Below are 16,176 nucleotides of genomic sequence, written 5' to 3'. Positions count from 1 at the left end.
CTTTCTTCCGCTCCCGATGCTTCAGACGGTCATCCTGGTCCGGCGCACGCGCAGCCCGTCGGCAGCCATGACGTTTTCGGGCGATTGATCGCGCCCGAAGCGGCCGGTCCGGAACGGGGGCTGCCGCCAGCCTCCCTCCGGACCGGCTAAGTTTCTATTTTTTGACGCGTTTCTTGACGCGAACCGGTATCCACTTCGCTCGAAAACGCTCTAGCTGGAGCGCAGTCGAGAAGGGTTGAGAGGCCCGCAATATTGACGAAGATCTGGACCCGGCCGCACGCCGCGGATCATAACGCAGGCCTGTTCGCCTCCGCAGCCAAGGTGCGCCGCCACTCTCCAGGCGCCAGTCCCTCGACACGCCGGAAGGCGCGGCTTAGCGCGGTATCGGAGTCATACCCGACCCTGACCGCCACTTCCGCCAAGGCCGCGCCCTTCCGCATCAGGGTTTTGGCGCGATACATCCGCCACCGCGTCACATAGCTCAGCGGCGTCTCTCCGAGAACCGAACGGAAGTTCTGAGCGAAGGTGGAGCGCGAGACGCCTGCGACACGAGCCATCTCCTCGACCGTCCAGTCGCGTGCGATGTCCGCATGAACGGAGCGAATAACCTTGGCCAAGGATCTGTGCCTCAGCGCAGCAAGCCACCCGCCGGCCCGTGTCCCGTCCGCCGCAACCCACGCGCGGATCGTTTGAATGAACAACACGTCCGTCAGTCGCTCTACCACTAAGTCCGCGCCGAGCCCATCTGCGCGGCTTTCCAGGCCAATCAGGCCTAGGGTGGTCTCGAGCAGATCGAGGTCACCATGCGCCAAGCGAACGTGGAGCAGATCGGGCAACAAGGCGAGCAAGGGCTCGGCCGCGATCGGATCGAATGAAAGACGCGCCGATACCATTTCCATCAGCGCGCCGTTACCGCCATAGTTGACCGTGCGGTCAGGGATGGTGGTGAAGCCGGTCCCTTCCGAGAAGCCGGGCAGGTCCGCAAACAGGTTCACACAATCCACGAGGGCACTGTCGGGCCGATCCGCCAGCGCGAACCGCGTGCCTTCCTTGACGATGAGACAATCGCCCTTGGCCACTGGTAGGGGAACCTCACCCTCGGACAGCAACCAGCCCACACCTTCTGCGATCATCACCAGCCGGGCCTGATAGCCGGTATCGAATGCCACACCCCACGGCGCGGTAAAGCGGAATCGCACATAGAGCGAACTCGCCACGCTCATCGCGCTCACAACGTCGTCGAAGGGATCCATCCCGATTCGATATCGGACGATCGGTCAGGAATCAAGGCGCTTGGGCCATTACTCATACGATCGAGCCAGTCTATCTATCCCACCTCATCGATTGGAGAGGGACATGCGAAGCTACAGAGCTAATAAGATTGGATCGCTCGACGACCTGAAGATCATCGAGGAGGATCTTCCCGTTCCCGGACCTGGACAAGTTCGGGTCAGGGTCCGCGCCACGGCCCTTAACTTTCGCGACCTCGCCCTTCTCACCGGGATATTCCCTGCTCCCGCCAAGGCGGACGTCGTTCCGCTGTCTGATGCGGCTGGTGAAATCGAGGCGGTAGGATCGGATGTAACCCGCTTTGCAATCGGCGACCGCGTTGTCAGCAGCTTCTTTCCGACCTGGTTCGGTGGCGCGTTCGAGGCTGGTGCAGAGCAATATTCGGTCGAACGGGATGGCTGGCTGACCGAGTATAAGGTCGTCGACGCCGAAGCCCTGGTCGCCGCGCCCAATACTTTGTCGTTCGCAGAGGCCGCTGCTCTGACCTGCGCGGGCGTCACTGCTTGGTCGGCTCTTGCCGGCGTCCGGGCGGGCGACATCGTGCTGACGCAAGGCACGGGCGGCGTTTCAATCTTCGCAGTGCAATTGGCCAAAGCGTTGGGTGCGCGTGTCATCGCCACCACCTCAAGCGCGGAAAAGGCCGATCGTCTGCGAGCGCTGGGCGCTGACGAGGTCATCGATTATCGCGCCGATCAGGACTGGGGCTCCACGGCACGCGCAATGACCGATCGTGGGATTGACCGTATCGTGGAGACGGGCGGTGCGACCTCGCTTGCGCAGTCCATCAAGGCAATCGCTCCCAGCGGACAGATTTCGCTGGTCGGCGTGCTCGGCGGCTTTGCGGGCAGCGTCGATTACACGGCGATGTTTTTTAGCTTTGCTCGCTTCCAGACGATCACGACCGGCAGCCGCCGCGATCTTGAGGAGCTCACGCGCTTCGTCGCTCGAACTGGCCTGAAACCCGTCATCGACAGTACCTTCATCTTCGAGGAGGCGCGAGCGGCGATCGAACACCTGGGTCGACGCCAAGTGTTCGGCAAGATCGTCGTTCAGCACTGATTTCATCTTGAACCCTCAACGGAGATTTTAATCGATGAGCGTCTATGCCATCTTCATTCGCGAACGCACCCGCAACGCGGGTGAACTGGAGACCTATGCCGAAATGGTCACCCCCCCTACTGGGGAATTCGGGAGCGACGGTTCTCGCGGCCTACGGCGCTCAGGACGTTCTGGAGGGGCCTTCGCCTGAAGGCGTGGTGATGGTCAGCTTCCCGACCATGGAGACCGCGCGCACCTTCTATGACAGCCCCGAATACCAAGCTGCCGTCCGACACCGCTTTTTGGGCGCGGACTATCGATCGATCATCGTTCAGGGGGTCGATGGCTGAGACGGACTGTCCACTTTCGGCGACGTTCTCGAAGAAGGGAAAATCGCGCCGCGATCGATCGCTTCTCGCGCAACACGCTAGGTGCGGCTCTTCAACTCGCTGATCTGCTTGCGTGCCTCGTCGCGCTCCGGAATCGGACGTCCGCTGTCGCGCCACTCGATCGCGGCCTTGAAGCCGTGCTTCTGGGCGTACCGCCTGAACCACAGACCCTCGGGATTGTGACGCGTGATGCCGTCGAACAGGGTGGCGAGCGACTGCGTCTGCTCCAATCCCATATTCAGCATGACTTGGTTGACCACCATTTTATGCATGGCAAGGTGGCTCTTCGGCACCCCGGCGATCCGGTTCGCAAGCTTCCTGGTCGCGTTCTCGAGCTGCTCCATCGGCACGCAGGCGTTGGCCAGACCCCACTCGGCCGCCGTCCGGCCGTCGATCATGTTGCCGGTGAACATGAGCTCTTTCGCGCGCGACGGGCCGAGCTTGAATGTCCACATTGCGGTGGTGGGACATCCCCAGACCCGCGTCGGCATGTAGCCGATCCGGGCGTCCTCTGCCATTACGATCAGGTCGCAGCACAGCGCGATATCACTACCGCCAGCTACCGCCGCGCCGTGGATTTTTGCGATCGTCGGCTTGGAGCATTTCCATAGGCTCATGAAGTTTTCGGTGTTCTTCTTCATGACTGCGTAATCGACGAGCGGATCCCAAGGCTCGCTCTCCTGCTGGCATGGATGCTCGATCTCGCTTTCCGCATAGGCGACGAGATCGTACCCGCCGCAGAAGCCCTTGCCGGCGCCCTCGATAACGAGGACATGCACGTCGTCATTCTTCTCGGCCCACTCCACGGCGGCGCGGATTTCGGCCGGCATCGCATCGTCGATGGCATTGAAGCGTTCCGGGCGGTTGAGGACGAGGCGAGCGATGCGCGGAGCGTCCTCGCGGGTCACGATGCTTAGCGTCGAAAAATTCGGCATAGTATCCTCCGGGCATAAACAGTCAGCATTGACTGTAGCACATCTCATGCTACAGTCAACGCTGACTGTCGATAGGAGGAAGTGCATGTCCAGAGCGGCGAAGTCCGTGCGCGGGTCTGAAGGCTCCGAGACCATGCGATCGAGAGTGCTCGACGCCGCGGTCGAATGTCTGATCGAACACGGCGTAGCCGGCACGACCACCCTCGCTGTCCAGCATCGGGCAGAAGTTAGCCGGGGCGCCCTGCTGCATTATTTCCCCAACCATGCATCGCTTCTGGCCGCGACCGTGGCGGAGCTTGTCCGCCGCAATGAGCGGGCGGTGTCGCAATCCCGCGCGGCGAGCGGCGCATCGTCGGATTCCCTGCAGTCGGCCATCGAGGCCTTGGCCTTCGCCGCCCATCAGCCCGCCTATCTCGCCGAGCTTGAACTCTGGGCCGTCGCACGCACGGACGCGGCTTTGAAGCAGGCGCTCATCGCGGCCGAGCGCGGCGCGCGTCGTGATCTCGAACGAGTCTATTTGCAGCTCTTTGGCAAATGGACGGAATCGGAAGCCTACGATGAATTCGTGGCGCTGACGCTCCATTTCATCAGGGGGTTGGCGATCTCGGACAACCTCCGAAGCTCGGCGCGAAAGCGCGAGCGCCTCATCGCCGCCTGGGCAGAAGCGATGCGGACGGTTCTCGAGACGAAATCCAACGTCCGAAACAGACAAAAGAGTCAGGGGGCTTAGACATGGACGAAACGAGGCTTCGCAATTCCTACTATCCCGCCGATCCGTCGCGGCCGATCCTCGACGTCAGCATCGGTCGTGCTCTCACGTCCGCTGCCGGCACCGTGCCTGATCGCGAAGCGCTGGTCGAAGTCGTTCCGTCATCGATGGCCTCCCCAGTCGGGGCCTCACGCACTGACCGTCGGTGGACGTACGCTCAATTGTACGACGATGCGCAGCGTTGCGCGAGTTGGCTGCTACAACGGGTCGAGAGCGGAGACCGCATCTGCGTCTGGGCCCCGAACGTGCCGGAGTGGGTTGTCTTGCAGTACGGGGCGGCGCTTGCCGGCGTGATCCTGGTCACCGCCAATCCCGCGTTCAAGCCGAGCGAGCTCGAATTCGTTCTTCGGCAGTCCAGATCATCAGCTCTCTTTCATCTATCGAGTTTCCGCGAAGTCGATACAGGTGCCATCGCCCGCGAGTTGGAAGGTCTCGGCATCCACCGCTATTGCTTCGAAGGCTGGCTTGACGAGATCCGCAACACGCCGGAAGCGGCGTTGCCGGAGATCGATTCGCAGCATCCGGCGCAGATCCAGTACACTTCCGGGACCACGGGCAAGCCTAAAGGGGCGCTCCTCCATCACCGCGGCTTGGTGACGAACGCGAGCTATGTGGCGGCCAGAGCAGGTCTAGAAGACAGCGTACTGCTGAGTCCGATGCCGCTCTTTCACACCGCCGGGTCGGTCATGAGCGTGCTCGGCTGCATGACCTCACGCGCGACACTGGTGCTCCCGCTCTTTTTCGATCCGCCAACGGTCCTGCAGGCCATCGAAGCGTCCAGGGCGCAGGTCCTCTTCGGCGTTCCTACGATGCTGCTCGCGCTGATCGAGGCGATGAAGGCCACCCCGCACGATCTGTCGTCCTTGCGTGTGGCGCTGTCCGGGGGCGCTCCGGTCTCGCCGGAGATACACCGTCGCGTGAAAGATGCGCTTGGTCTTCCGGTCGTCACCGTCTTCGGTCAGACCGAGCTCAGCCCGATCGTCGCGCAGACGAGCGACGACGATCCGGAGTTTGAACGGCTTCATACGGTAGGAAAGCCGCTATGGAACGTCGAGGTGCGCATCGCGGATCCCGGCGATTTTCGTGTCTTGCCGACGGGTACAGAGGGCGAAATTCAAGTCCGCGGGTACCAGACGATGATCGGCTATTTCGACGCACCGGACGACACCCAACAGGCTATCACGTCCGACGGATGGCTGCGTACCGGCGATCTGGGAACGATCGACGAGGGCGGCTATATCCGCGTTACCGGTCGCCTCAAGGACATGATCATCCGCGGTGGAGAGAACATCTATCCCGTCGAGATCGAAGCCTGCCTCTTGCGCCATCCGGAGGTCGCCGACGTCGCCGTGTTCGGGGCGCCGGACGAGAAATGGGGCGAAGTCGTCGCAGCAGCCGTTCGCCTGTCGTCAAGCGCTTCAGGATGCGCCGAGCGACTGACTGCGCATTGCCGCGACGCAATGGCCCCACATAAAACGCCGATATTGTGGTTCGCCTGCTCCGAATTTCCGTTGACGGCCTCCGGTAAGGTTCAGAAGTTCCGCCTGCGGGAAGCGCTGGCTGCGGGCTCGCTCGAGCGGATGGACTAGACTAGCCATCCAGCTCGCGATAGCGGCGGAAGATGCCCTGCTCGTTGAAGGGAATGCGGCGCTCGCTCGCCAGATAGGCCTCGATGTTCGGCCGCGCGGCGATGCGGTCGTGCAGGGAAACGAGGCCCGGAATGTCTGTCTCGAACGCCTTCATGCGCCTGGGGAAGGCATAGCGCAGCCCCGCGACGATCTGGAAGAGCGAGAGATCGACGTAAGTCAGCCGCCGGCCGGTGACATAGGCGCCGCCATTCCCGGTGAGAAGCTGCTCGAAATAGCCGAGATATTTCGGCACCCGCTCGTCCCAGAAATCGGCCGTGCGTTTCTTCGCCGGCGGCTTCTGGTCCTCGTAATAGAGCGAGGGTCCGAGCGGATGATGGGTGTCGTGGATCTCGACCACGAGGTCGGTGATGGTGAGCTGAAGCTGGTGCACCCAGAGTCTGCCGGCTTCCGTCTTCGGCGCGAGCGCATGGCGGCTACCGAGATAGAGAAGGATATTGGCGGTCTGGCCGATGACGAGCTTGCCGGCTTTCAGGAACGGCGGCGCAAAGGGCGGCGTGCCTTTCTGTGCATCCATCATCTTCATCATCGCAGCTGTGCCGCGTGGTCCGCGCGCGACGTCGACATAAGCGGCCCCCGCCTCCTCCAACGCCAACCGCACATATTCGCCGCGGCCCTGGATCTCGGGCCAGTAGTAGAGCTCGTATTTCATGGGAGAGGTCCTTTGAGACGCAGGCAGGACAAGCCTAGCATGCGGCGCAAGTTCCGTCGTGATGAGGCGGAACGTCGGCCCCACGCGTCATTGCGGGCGTTAGCGAGCAATCCAGAGCCTTTCCGCGGAGATAGTCTGGATTGCTACGCTCGCAATGACGAGCCGAGGGAGCTCGGCCTCTCAATTCGCAGCGAAACAATACAGCAGGCCGTCGCCGCCCGTGCTCTTCAGATCGGCCTGCGAGCAGCCACCATCGGGACCGCGCGAGGGGTGCGAGCTATTCCAGGATTTTGACGGCTCGTCATCGCGCAGGCCCTTGCGATCGAAATGGCCGACCATCGCGGTGCCTTGCGTGCTCGACGTCCAGTTCTTGCAGGTGCGATCGTCCGGACCGGCAAACGCGGTGCCGTCTGGTTGCGATCCCGTGAGGACGTCGTGCCGGTTCGGCTGGTCACCCATACCGTTGATACCCTCGCCCTTCTCGCTGAGCGCCGTCTGCTTGGTGAGGTTGTTGGCGGAGCCGTGCAGCTCGGCAACATCCTTGGCAATGACCGCGCCCTTGGCATTCTGCCACGGTCCTTTGCCGATGCGATCGCGCGCGTTGACGGCCGGCTTGCCGTCGGCGGCCTGCGTCGAGAGGTAGGCGCGCCAGGTCTTCGCACCGGCGCCGGCGGTCTGTGCGAGCCTCGCGCACTGCGCATCGGCTCCCTCCAGGCCGCCGAGATCGGCGCCCTTGCCCGGGCCGTTGGACGTCACGAAGAACGTCATGTCGGCCGACTGCGCCTCCACGGCTGGCGCCCCAAGCAATGCAAGCGAGGCCGCAGCGAGCGCTGAAATCGTCACGGATCTCTTGATACGGATCATCTTGTCCTCCCGTTGTGTTTGTCGTTGGCCGCCTGATTTCAACCCGATGCGCCCCCACTTATTCCGGTGCCGCGATGAATGGGGCACAAAAGAAAAGGGCGTCGTGCTTGAGCACGACGCCCTTTGTTCTCCATCGCTTTGCGATCAGTTGGTCTGCTGGATCGCCGACAATTCCCAGCCGCTGCCGGGCCGTCGGGCAAAGGTCCAGACTTCGGTGACTTCGCCCGGCTGCTCGCTGCCGGCGACGACCGTGCCGCTGTTGCGATCCAGCGTCTTGTCGGTGAGCGCGAAGCGCAGCGCCACCGTGGCGTAGTCGGTCTCGCCTTCGCGCCAGGCTTCCGCGAGATCGCCCTGCAGCAGCTTGACGCCAGTCACCTTGTTGACGACGTTGCGCGCGCGGTTCTGGGCGAGGTCCTGCTCGAAATAGGAGACCATCTCCGGTGTCGCGAGCGTGTGCAGCTTGGCCACGTCCTCGTTCGACCAGGCGGTCTGGACATCGCCGAGCAGGCGCTCGAACGCCTCGTAATCGTCCGGCTTGATCTCGAGCGGCGCGTTATTGGCATTCGCGCCGAAGCCGAAGCCGCCAAGACCACCACCAAGGCCGCCGCGCTGGTTCGGCTGCGGTCCGGAACCTGCGCCCGCCTCCGCATTGGCATAGGCCGCCTGCGGCGTGTGACGGCGCTGCCACCAGGACATCGCCAGCCGCACCACCAGCACCACGAGCGCGATCTGGATGATCAGGCCCAGGATCGAGGACAGGCCGCCGAGGCCGCCGAACAGGCCGCCGCCGAACAGCATGCCGAGCAGGCCGGCGCCGAGGAAGCCGGCCGCAAGGCCGCCCATGAAGCCGCCGGCGCGGCCGAACAGGCCGCCGCGCGCGGGCGCGGAAGCAGCCGAGTTCATGCCTGCACCCGGCTGGGTGTAGGTGCGGTTGAACTGCGAGGCCGAGCCGGGCGCCGTCGTGGTCGAGGGCGGGGCCGAATAGGTGCGCGAGCCGCGTGAACCCGACGAGCCGCCACCGCCGACGCGCGCGTCGGCAGACGAGATCGCCAGCGCAGTCGGCAGCGCAAGCGCCAGCACGACAGCGATGGTCTTGAAGAGACTGCGGGAGCGTAGCGAGAAATTCATGTGCGTTTCCCAAATCCCCGGCATGGGGACGTGCGCCTAAGATGGGCAGACTTCCCGAAAAGTGAAGCCGGTTTCGGAACCTATGGCTGCGGCCCTCAGTCGCGGGGATGTGGCAAAAGCCCATATTTGGCGGGGGCTTGGCCGGGCGCGCCAAGGAACCGTGGTCGCGGAATACCGGCGGCTTGGGCCGAGATTTCCGCTCTTTCCCCGTCATGCGAGCGTAGCGACTTGTCCGCCGAAGCCTCGGCGAAGGCGGAAGCAATCCAGACTGCCTCAGCGGAAAGACTCTAAATTGCCTCGTCGCACCAGCGCAAAATTGCTACGCAATTTTGTCGCGGACTCCTCGCAATGACGGAGGGGCGAACGGCGTGCGCCGCCTATCCTCACCCCTGCTTCGCCATCGTCTCCTTGACCGCCGCCACGAGCTGGCTGAGCGTGAACGGCTTCGGCAGGAAGTCGAACTGCTGGCCTTCGGGCAGGCTCTTCTCGAAGGCGTCCTCGGCATAGCCGGAGACGAAGATGAACTTGATGTCGGGATTTTTCTCCCGCATCGCCTTCAAAAGCGTCGGGCCGTCCATCTCGGGCATGACGACGTCGGAGACGACGAGATCGATCGCGCCGCTCTGCTCTTCCAGCATTTCCATGGCCTCGACGCCGTTCTCGGCCTCGACCACGGTGTAGCCGCGCGAGCGCAGGCCGCGTGCGTTCAGCGCGCGCAGGCCCTCTTCGTCCTCGACCAGCAGGATGGTGCCCTGCCCCGTGAGATCGGTGCGCGGCTTGGCCTCGGCCGCCGCGGCGTCCTTCCCGGCGCCGCTGGTCGCGCTCACCAGAGCCGCCGGCTGCTCGACCTGCGCTTCAGGCTCGGCGTGGTGACGCGGCAGGAAGATGTGGAACGAGGTGCCCTGGCCCGGCTCGGAATCGACGTAGATGAAGCCGCCGGTCTGCTTGACGATGCCGTAGACCGTGGAAAGGCCAAGACCCGTACCTTTGCCGACTTCCTTGGTCGAGAAGAACGGCTCGAAAATCTTGTCGCGGATGTCGGCGGGAATGCCGGTGCCGGTGTCGGCGACCTCGATCCGGACATAATCCGCGGCCGGCATGCCCTTGTAGGCGAGCTTGGCCGCTTGTTCCGCGGTGACGTTGGCGGTGCGGATGATCAGCTTGCCGCCGTCGGGCATGGCATCGCGCGCGTTCACCGCGAGATTGACGATCACCTGCTCGAACTGGGAGACGTCGACCTTGACCGGCCAGAGATCGCGGCCGTGGATGGTCTCGTGCTTGACCTTCTCGCCGATCAGGCGGCGCAGCAACATGGCGAGATCCGACAGCGCGTCGCCGAGATCGAGCACCTGCGGCCGCAGCGTCTGCCGCCGCGAGAACGCCAGCAGCTGCCGCACCAGGGTCGCGGCCCGCGTCGCGTTCTGCTTGATCTGCATGATGTCCTGGAACGACGGGTCGGTCGGCTTGTGCGCGTTCAGCAGGAAGTCGTTCGCCATCATGATGGCGGAGAGCACGTTGTTGAAGTCGTGGGCGATGCCGCCGGCGAGCTGGCCGACCGTCTCCATCTTCTGCGACTGGTTGATCTGGTTCTCCAGCGCGCGCCGCTCGGTGGTCTCGAGCATGTGCACGATGGCGGCTTCCGCCTCGTTCTCGGCGGCATCGACCGGCGTGACGAAGAACTGGCCCCAGCGCTCCTTGGTCCCTTCCAGCGCCACCTCGACCGGGGCGATGTCGGCCTGGCCGTCGGCGGCCTGGTTGATGGCCGCGATCAGGAGGTGCCGGTCGCGCGCATTGACCGCGCGGAAGATCGACTTGGAGGCGCTGTCGAGCCCGAGCGCCTGGCCGAGCTTGGCGTAGCGCGCATTGGCGCGCACCACGTTGCCGCCGCGATCGACGGTCGCGATCGCCATCGGCGTATGGTCGAAGAAGCGCATGAAGCGCACTTCGGCGGCGCGGTCGGGATCGCTGCGCTCGTCGCGGGCGCGGCTGATGACGAGCGTGCGCGACGGCCCCGGCGCGCCGTCGGCGCCGAAGGCGAGCTTGTGATAGAGCCGCACCGGCATGGTCTTGCCGGTGCGCATGCGCAGATCGATGTCGAAGACCTCGGTCTTCACCTCGCCCGGCACCGCCACGATCGACGTCAGCAGCGAGGCGCCGTCGCCGGAGACGATGTCGGTCAGCTTCAGGCCGCCCGAGCCGATCTCGGCGAGGTCGTAGTCGAGCCAGTTCGCCAGCGTCGCGTTGACATAAGCGAGCTCGCCGGCCGGATTGACCGAGAAGAAGCCGCACGGCGCGTGGTCGAGATATTCGATCGCGTGCTGGAGCTCCTGGAACACGTCCTCCTGGCGCTCGCGGTCGCGGGTGATGTCGGCGATCGACCACACCGCGTATTTCGCCTCGCGCTTGCCGGTGCCGAGCGGGCGCACCCGCATGCGCAACCAACGGCCCTGGCTGCCGTCCTGGCCGGAGATGCGGACCTCTTCCTGCTGCCGTTTGCCTTCGCGCGCGGCCTTGAGCAGGCGGAACACGGCTTCGGAGACGTCGGGGTTGCCGATGAAGACACGCTCGACCGGGCGCACGTCCTGCGGCCCGGTCGCGCCCGTCAGCGTCAGATAGGCGGCGTTGGAATAGACCACGTGGCCGCGGGCATCAGTAACCGCTAGCCCGTCGAATCCATGATCGGCGATGCGGCCCACGACCGGATCATCGAGACTGCGGTCGGCGAAGCGGATGATCCCGGCGGCGAAGGCGAACAGGTTGAACAGACCGACCATGGCCAGCACGGCGAGGATGCCGAGGATATAGGGCTGCGCCTGCACCCGCCCGAGCGTCATCAGCCCGACGGCGACGGCGACGAGGCCGGCGGCCACCAGCAGCACCAACGCAATGCTACCCGAGCGCGGCGACGGCTCGTGCGTCGCAACGGGCTCGCGGGTGAGGTCGTGGTCGGTCTCGGCGGTCATTCTCGAGCTGGCGCAGCCTGTCGGCAGAGAATCAACGCGCTACGGGGCGCGTGGGGTCCTCCCTGCCTGAATCGGACCCTGAGGTGCAAGGGCAGCAGGGGCGAAAGGTACGCTGATTCCCAGATTACGGCCATTTCCGGTACTTTTCGGGTGTTTTATTCTCGCCCGGCGCTGAATCCGCGCTTCAGCCGCATGACGTAGCCGATGACTTCGGCGACCGCATGGTAGTGCTCGGTCGGGATTTCCTGGTCGATCTCGACGGTGGCGTAGAGCGCGCGGGCGAGCGGCACATTCTCCACGATCGGGATGTCGTGCTCGCGCGCGATCTCCCTGATCTTGAAGGCGAGATTGTCGACGCCCTTGGCGACGCAGATCGGAGCCGTCATGCCGCGCTCGTAGGACAGCGCCACCGAATAGTGGGTCGGGTTGGTGATGATCACCGAGGCCTTGGGAACCGCCGCCATCATGCGCTTCTTGGCGCGCTGCTGCCGCAACTGCCTGAGCTTGCCCTTGATGTGCGGATCGCCTTCGGACTGCTTGAACTCTTCCTTGATCTCCTGGAGCGACATCTTCTGCCGCTGGAACCAGCTGCGGTACTGGAAAAAATAGTCGGCAATGGCGACGATCGCGAGCGCCGCGACCACCGCACCGAGCAGATGGATCGTCATGCTGGTGCTGGCGCCGAGCATGGCAGCCGGATCGAGCCTGACCATCGCTTCCATGCGGTGCCGCTCCGGCCACAGGATCATGGTCATGACCACGCCGAGCAGCACGAGCTTGCCGATGCCCTTGAGAAAATTGGCCGCCGCCTGCTTGCCGAAGATGCGCTTGAAGCCGGCGCCGGGCGAGATCTTGCTGAACTTCGGCGTCAGGGATTCGGTCGACCAGACCAGGCGGTGCTGGAGCATGTTTCCGGCAATCGCCGCCAGCATCAGCATCAAGAGAGGCACGCCGATCGCCGCGAGCAGGGCGAATTCGATCTGCTGCATCAGCGCGAGCAGGGCCTTGCCGTCGGTCTTGATCATCCAGGAATTGGCGAGCAGGCCCCGCATCGGCGCCAGCAGCCCGCTGCCCACCGAGCCCGAGAAGGTCGAGACCACGAGCGTGCCGCCCGCCATCATGAACCAGGTGTTGATCTCCTGGCTCTTGGCGACGTCGCCGCGTTCGAGCGCGTCGTCCAGGCGCTTTTGCGTCGGGTCTTCTGTTTGACTCTCTGGGTCCTTGTCTTCTGACATCGATCTACCGTGACCTCAGCGGCATCAACTGGTGCATGACACCGATGAAGTAATCCAGATAGGTGCCCATCATCGCCGTGAGCACCACGGCGAGCACCAGGAAGCCCGCGAAGATCGAGAGCGGCACACCGACGAAATAGACCTGCATCTGCGGCATCAGCCGCGCCAGCACGCCAAGGCCGATGTTGAAGACCAGGCCGAACACCAGAAACGGCCCCGAGAGCTGCAGGCCGAGGCGGAACGCGGCGGCAAAGGCGCGCGTTGCGAGCGAGGCCACATCGCCGCTCGATACGGTCTCGCCCGGCGAGAAGATCGTGTAACTGTCGTTCAGCGCCGCGATCACCAGATGATGGCTGTCGGTGGCGAACAGCAGCGTTACCCCGAGGATGGTCAGGAAGTTGCCGACCAGCACGCCCTGCTGGCCCTGCGTCGGGTCGACCGAGGTGACGAAACCGAGTCCCATCTGCTGTGCGATCACGGATCCCGCGACCTGGAGCGCCGAGAGCGTCACGCGCGCGGTCGCGCCCAGCACGATTCCGATCGCGATCTCATGCAGCATGAGGACCAGGAGCGGCGCGAGCGATCCCATGTCGACCTGATAGGCGTTACGATGCAGCGGCAGGATGATCAGCGTCAGCACCAGCGCGATCGACAGCTTGATCCGCGTCGGAATATTGGTCTCGCCCAGCCCCGGCAACAGCATCACCATCGCGCCGACCCGGGCGAAGGCGAGCATGAAGGAAGCGGCGAGCGCCGGCAGTAGCGAGACGTCGATGCGCATGATTGACGCATCTTGCCTCAGCCGCCGATGATTCGCGACGAGATCCGCAGCATGTGGGCGTGGAGCGCGTCAGCCATGAACGGCAGCGCCAGCAGCATCGTGGCAAAGATGGCGAGGATCTTCGGCACGTAGATCAGCGTCTGCTCCTGGATCTGCGTCAGCGCCTGGAACAGCGACACGATGACGCCGACCACCAGACCGACCACCATCAGGGGTGAGGACACGATCACGATCGTCCAGATCGCATCGCGTGCAACGTCGAGGGTTTCGGGTCCGGTCATTTGAATTCCTACTCTGAATTGTTTGTCGGCATTCCGGGGCTCGCGAAGCGAGACCCCGGAACCCATCGGGCCGCAGCGCTGGTCGCACCATGGATTCCGGGCTCGCGACTTCGTCGCGCCCCGGAATGACAGTGCGCGTCAGATCGGCATCTTCATGATGTCTTCATACGCCGCGATCACGCGGTCGCGGACCGAGACGAGCGTGGACACCGCGACGTCGGTGTCCGCCACCGCCGTCACCACGTCCATCACGTTGGCCTTGCCGGAGGCCATCGCCACGGTCTGCGCATCCGACTTGCGGCCGGACTCCATGACGCTGCCGACGGCGTCCTTCAGCATCGAGGCAAAGGATTGCCCGCCTGCCTCGGTGGCTTTGCCGGCACCGCTGTTCTCCAGCACCCGGGCGAGGTTGGCATAAGCGTTGGCCGCGATTGTCGGTGATGCCATGGCTCAATTGTCCTGTTCAGCTCTTGAGGATGTCGAGCGTGCGCTGGATCATCCGGCGCGTCGCACTGATGATGTTGAGATTGGCCTCGTAGGACCGCTGCGCGTCGCGCATGTCGGTCATCTCGACCACCGAGTTCACGTTGGGATATTTGACGTTGCCGCTGGCGTCAGCGACCGGATTGTTCGGCTCGTATTTGACGCGGAAGTTCGACTGGTCCGGCTTGATCCTGCCGAGGGTGACGACCTGCGCGTCGAGCGTGCGGTCGAGCGCGGAGGAGAAGGTCGGAACCTTGCGCCGGTAGGGATCTCCGCCTGCGGTCTGCGAGGTCGAATCCGCGTTCGCGATGTTTTCCGAGATCACCCGCATGCGGCCGGCTTGCGCCCGCAGACCGGAGGTCGCGATCGCCATCGAGCGGGCAAAGTCGCTGCTGTCATTGGCCATGATGCGCCTCCTCTAGCTCTTCTGTTCCCGGATCATGCGGCTAGCCCTTGCCGATCGCGGTCTTGAGCAGATGCAGGCTCTTCGAATAGAGCGAGGTCGCCGCCGCGTAGTCCATCTGGTTGCCGGCCGCCTTCATCATCTCCTCTTCGAGATTGACGGCGTTGCCCGCGGGGCGGGTCTCGAACCCCGCATTCTTGTTCTGGTCGAATCCGGAAGCAGCCCCTGACGGCGTCATGTGAGAACCGCTGGTGCGGGCGAGCGCGAGGGGGCCCATCGAGCCTGTGACGGCCCCGGACTTGTCGAGCTTCGGCTCGACCAGGTCGCGCGGCCGGAATTTAGGCGTGTCGGAATTGGAGACGTTCTCGGACAGGACGCGCTGGCGTTCCTGGTGCCACTGCATCTTGGTCCGAAGCGCCGACAGCACCGGGAGGTCGTTGATGGACATCGTCGCGGCTCCTTCCGCCTCTTGCGAACCTTGAGGTCCGCAACTAGGCAGAATTTGCCGCGTGTATGGTTAACGGCTGGTTAAGGACGCCCTCGAGGCGTGTCCCCGGGCGGGACACTATTTTGCGCCCCGTGATTCTACGCCTCCAAAAATGGCATTAACCCAACCATTTGGCGGCGCATTCACGGGCCAAGAAGTCGTTTTGGATCGAGCGATTCATAGGTTATTAAGAGTTGGGGACGGCAAAACTTGCCGTGGGACGTTAAGAGATCGCAGTTTGGGGCATCGTTAAGCCGGTGGTTGGCGCGTCTGACCACGGGCACGAGAACAGCGCCATTTGTCGGGGACAAGTATGCAAGGCAGCCCTATCACCTTCATCGTCGCGTTCATCGTCGTTCTGGCGTTGATCGGCGTCGCTGCCTGGTTGGTTCGCCGATTCGCCGGCAGCCGGGTCGGCGCCAACACCCAGCGCGGCAGGATGCCCCGGCTCGCGGTGATCGACGCTGCCGCGGTCGACGGTCGGCGCCGCCTGGTGCTGGTCCGGCGTGACAATGTCGAGCATCTCCTGATGATCGGCGGGCCGACCGATATCGTCGTCGAGCCCAATATCGTTCGCGCCGCGCCCGGCCGCGACCAGCTTCCGCAGCGTCCGAACGCCGCGGAACCGCCGCGGCTCGCGCCCATGCCGGATACCAGCAGCTGGGCCGATGAAGCACCGCGGCCCGAACTGCTCGATCATCCCGAGCCGCAGATGCCCGAGCCGCCGCCGCGGCCCGCGCGCCCGTCCTTCGCCGACGAGGTGCGCCGGCCCGCTCCCGCGCTGGCCGAACGCCGCAGCGATCCCCTCGCCGGCTTTACGGCCGAGCCGAAC

The 16,176-nt window shown here is 64.2% G+C and carries 17 protein-coding genes; 5 read left to right on the top strand and 12 right to left on the bottom strand.

Features of this window, described 5'->3' with window-relative positions; genetic code table 11:
* Positions 1-287 precede the first annotated feature (287 nt).
* Positions 288-1,253 carry an AraC family transcriptional regulator gene (locus XI03_RS07050; RefSeq protein WP_038971620.1) on the bottom strand — a complete coding sequence of 322 codons (966 nt, stop codon included), beginning with the start codon at positions 1,251-1,253 and terminating at the stop codon, positions 288-290.
* A 103-nt stretch (positions 1,254-1,356) separates the two neighbouring features.
* Between XI03_RS07050 and XI03_RS07045 the strand changes: the two genes are divergently transcribed.
* Positions 1,357-2,349 (top strand): zinc-dependent alcohol dehydrogenase family protein, encoded by a 993-nt coding sequence (locus tag XI03_RS07045; RefSeq protein ID WP_038948104.1) that lies wholly within the window; start codon positions 1,357-1,359, stop codon positions 2,347-2,349.
* 95 nt (positions 2,350-2,444) lie between these two features.
* On the top strand, positions 2,445-2,678 hold the full coding sequence (locus XI03_RS07040) for a DUF1330 domain-containing protein (protein ID WP_271591701.1): 234 nt from the start codon (positions 2,445-2,447) through the stop codon (positions 2,676-2,678).
* Positions 2,679-2,755: 77 nt separating this feature from the next.
* On the opposite strand, the gene XI03_RS07035 is transcribed toward XI03_RS07040, so the two are convergent.
* A complete protein-coding gene (locus tag XI03_RS07035) occupies positions 2,756-3,739 on the bottom strand; it encodes a crotonase/enoyl-CoA hydratase family protein (RefSeq protein ID WP_271591700.1) in 984 nt (327 codons plus the stop codon).
* On the opposite strand from XI03_RS07035, the gene XI03_RS07030 reads away from it, so the two are divergent.
* Both XI03_RS07030 and XI03_RS07025 read left to right on the top strand, forming a co-directional pair.
* On the top strand, positions 3,738-4,382 hold the full coding sequence (locus tag XI03_RS07030) for a TetR/AcrR family transcriptional regulator (RefSeq protein ID WP_028142775.1): 645 nt from the start codon (positions 3,738-3,740) through the stop codon (positions 4,380-4,382). The two genes, XI03_RS07035 and XI03_RS07030, sit on opposite strands and share 2 nt — an antisense overlap.
* Positions 4,383-4,384: 2 nt before the next feature.
* Positions 4,385-6,010, top strand: a complete 1,626-nt coding sequence (locus XI03_RS07025; protein WP_028142774.1) for an AMP-binding protein — start codon at positions 4,385-4,387, stop codon at positions 6,008-6,010.
* Between the two features lies 1 nt (position 6,011).
* Here XI03_RS07025 and XI03_RS07020 read toward each other — a convergent pair whose 3' ends face one another.
* The 10 genes from XI03_RS07020 to flgB all read right to left on the bottom strand — a co-directional run bounded on the left by XI03_RS07020 (position 6,012) and on the right by flgB (position 15,305).
* Positions 6,012-6,719, bottom strand: a complete 708-nt coding sequence (locus XI03_RS07020) for a glutathione S-transferase (RefSeq protein ID WP_271591699.1) — start codon at positions 6,717-6,719, stop codon at positions 6,012-6,014.
* Positions 6,720-6,899: 180 nt separating this feature from the next.
* Positions 6,900-7,583, bottom strand: a complete 684-nt coding sequence (locus XI03_RS07015) for a lectin (RefSeq protein ID WP_028142772.1) — start codon at positions 7,581-7,583, stop codon at positions 6,900-6,902.
* A gap of 144 nt (positions 7,584-7,727) precedes the next feature.
* A complete protein-coding gene (locus tag XI03_RS07010) occupies positions 7,728-8,735 on the bottom strand; it encodes a Tim44 domain-containing protein (RefSeq protein WP_097668917.1) in 1,008 nt (335 codons plus the stop codon).
* Between the two features lie 359 nt (positions 8,736-9,094).
* Positions 9,095-11,674 carry a cell cycle histidine kinase CckA gene (cckA, locus tag XI03_RS07005; protein WP_271591698.1) on the bottom strand — a complete coding sequence of 860 codons (2,580 nt, stop codon included), beginning with the start codon at positions 11,672-11,674 and terminating at the stop codon, positions 9,095-9,097.
* Positions 11,675-11,829: 155 nt separating this feature from the next.
* Positions 11,830-12,909: a flagellar biosynthesis protein FlhB gene (gene flhB, locus XI03_RS07000; protein WP_028142769.1), complete on the bottom strand. Its 1,080-nt coding sequence runs from the start codon at positions 12,907-12,909 to the stop codon at positions 11,830-11,832.
* Positions 12,910-12,913: 4 nt separating this feature from the next.
* Complete coding sequence (gene fliR / locus XI03_RS06995; protein ID WP_028142768.1) at positions 12,914-13,690, bottom strand: flagellar biosynthetic protein FliR; 777 nt, start codon at positions 13,688-13,690, stop codon at positions 12,914-12,916.
* Between the two features lie 17 nt (positions 13,691-13,707).
* Positions 13,708-13,971: a flagellar biosynthesis protein FliQ gene (gene fliQ, locus XI03_RS06990; protein WP_018321865.1), complete on the bottom strand. Its 264-nt coding sequence runs from the start codon at positions 13,969-13,971 to the stop codon at positions 13,708-13,710.
* 138 nt (positions 13,972-14,109) lie between these two features.
* Positions 14,110-14,418, bottom strand: a complete 309-nt coding sequence (gene fliE / locus XI03_RS06985) for a flagellar hook-basal body complex protein FliE (RefSeq protein ID WP_018321864.1) — start codon at positions 14,416-14,418, stop codon at positions 14,110-14,112.
* A gap of 16 nt (positions 14,419-14,434) precedes the next feature.
* Positions 14,435-14,860 carry a flagellar basal body rod protein FlgC gene (gene flgC / locus XI03_RS06980; protein WP_018321863.1) on the bottom strand — a complete coding sequence of 142 codons (426 nt, stop codon included), beginning with the start codon at positions 14,858-14,860 and terminating at the stop codon, positions 14,435-14,437.
* A gap of 40 nt (positions 14,861-14,900) precedes the next feature.
* Positions 14,901-15,305: a flagellar basal body rod protein FlgB gene (gene flgB, locus XI03_RS06975; RefSeq protein WP_038971614.1), complete on the bottom strand. Its 405-nt coding sequence runs from the start codon at positions 15,303-15,305 to the stop codon at positions 14,901-14,903.
* Positions 15,306-15,657: 352 nt separating this feature from the next.
* On the opposite strand from flgB, the gene XI03_RS06970 reads away from it, so the two are divergent.
* The coding region (locus tag XI03_RS06970) for a flagellar biosynthetic protein FliO (protein WP_271591697.1) at positions 15,658-16,176 on the top strand (519 nt) is incomplete at its 3' end.

The sequence above is a fragment of the Bradyrhizobium sp. CCBAU 65884 genome, from assembly GCF_028128835.1.
Classification (GTDB): Bacteria; Pseudomonadota; Alphaproteobacteria; order Rhizobiales; family Xanthobacteraceae; genus Bradyrhizobium; species Bradyrhizobium ottawaense.
This window is presented reverse-complemented; position numbering and strand designations above follow the sequence as displayed.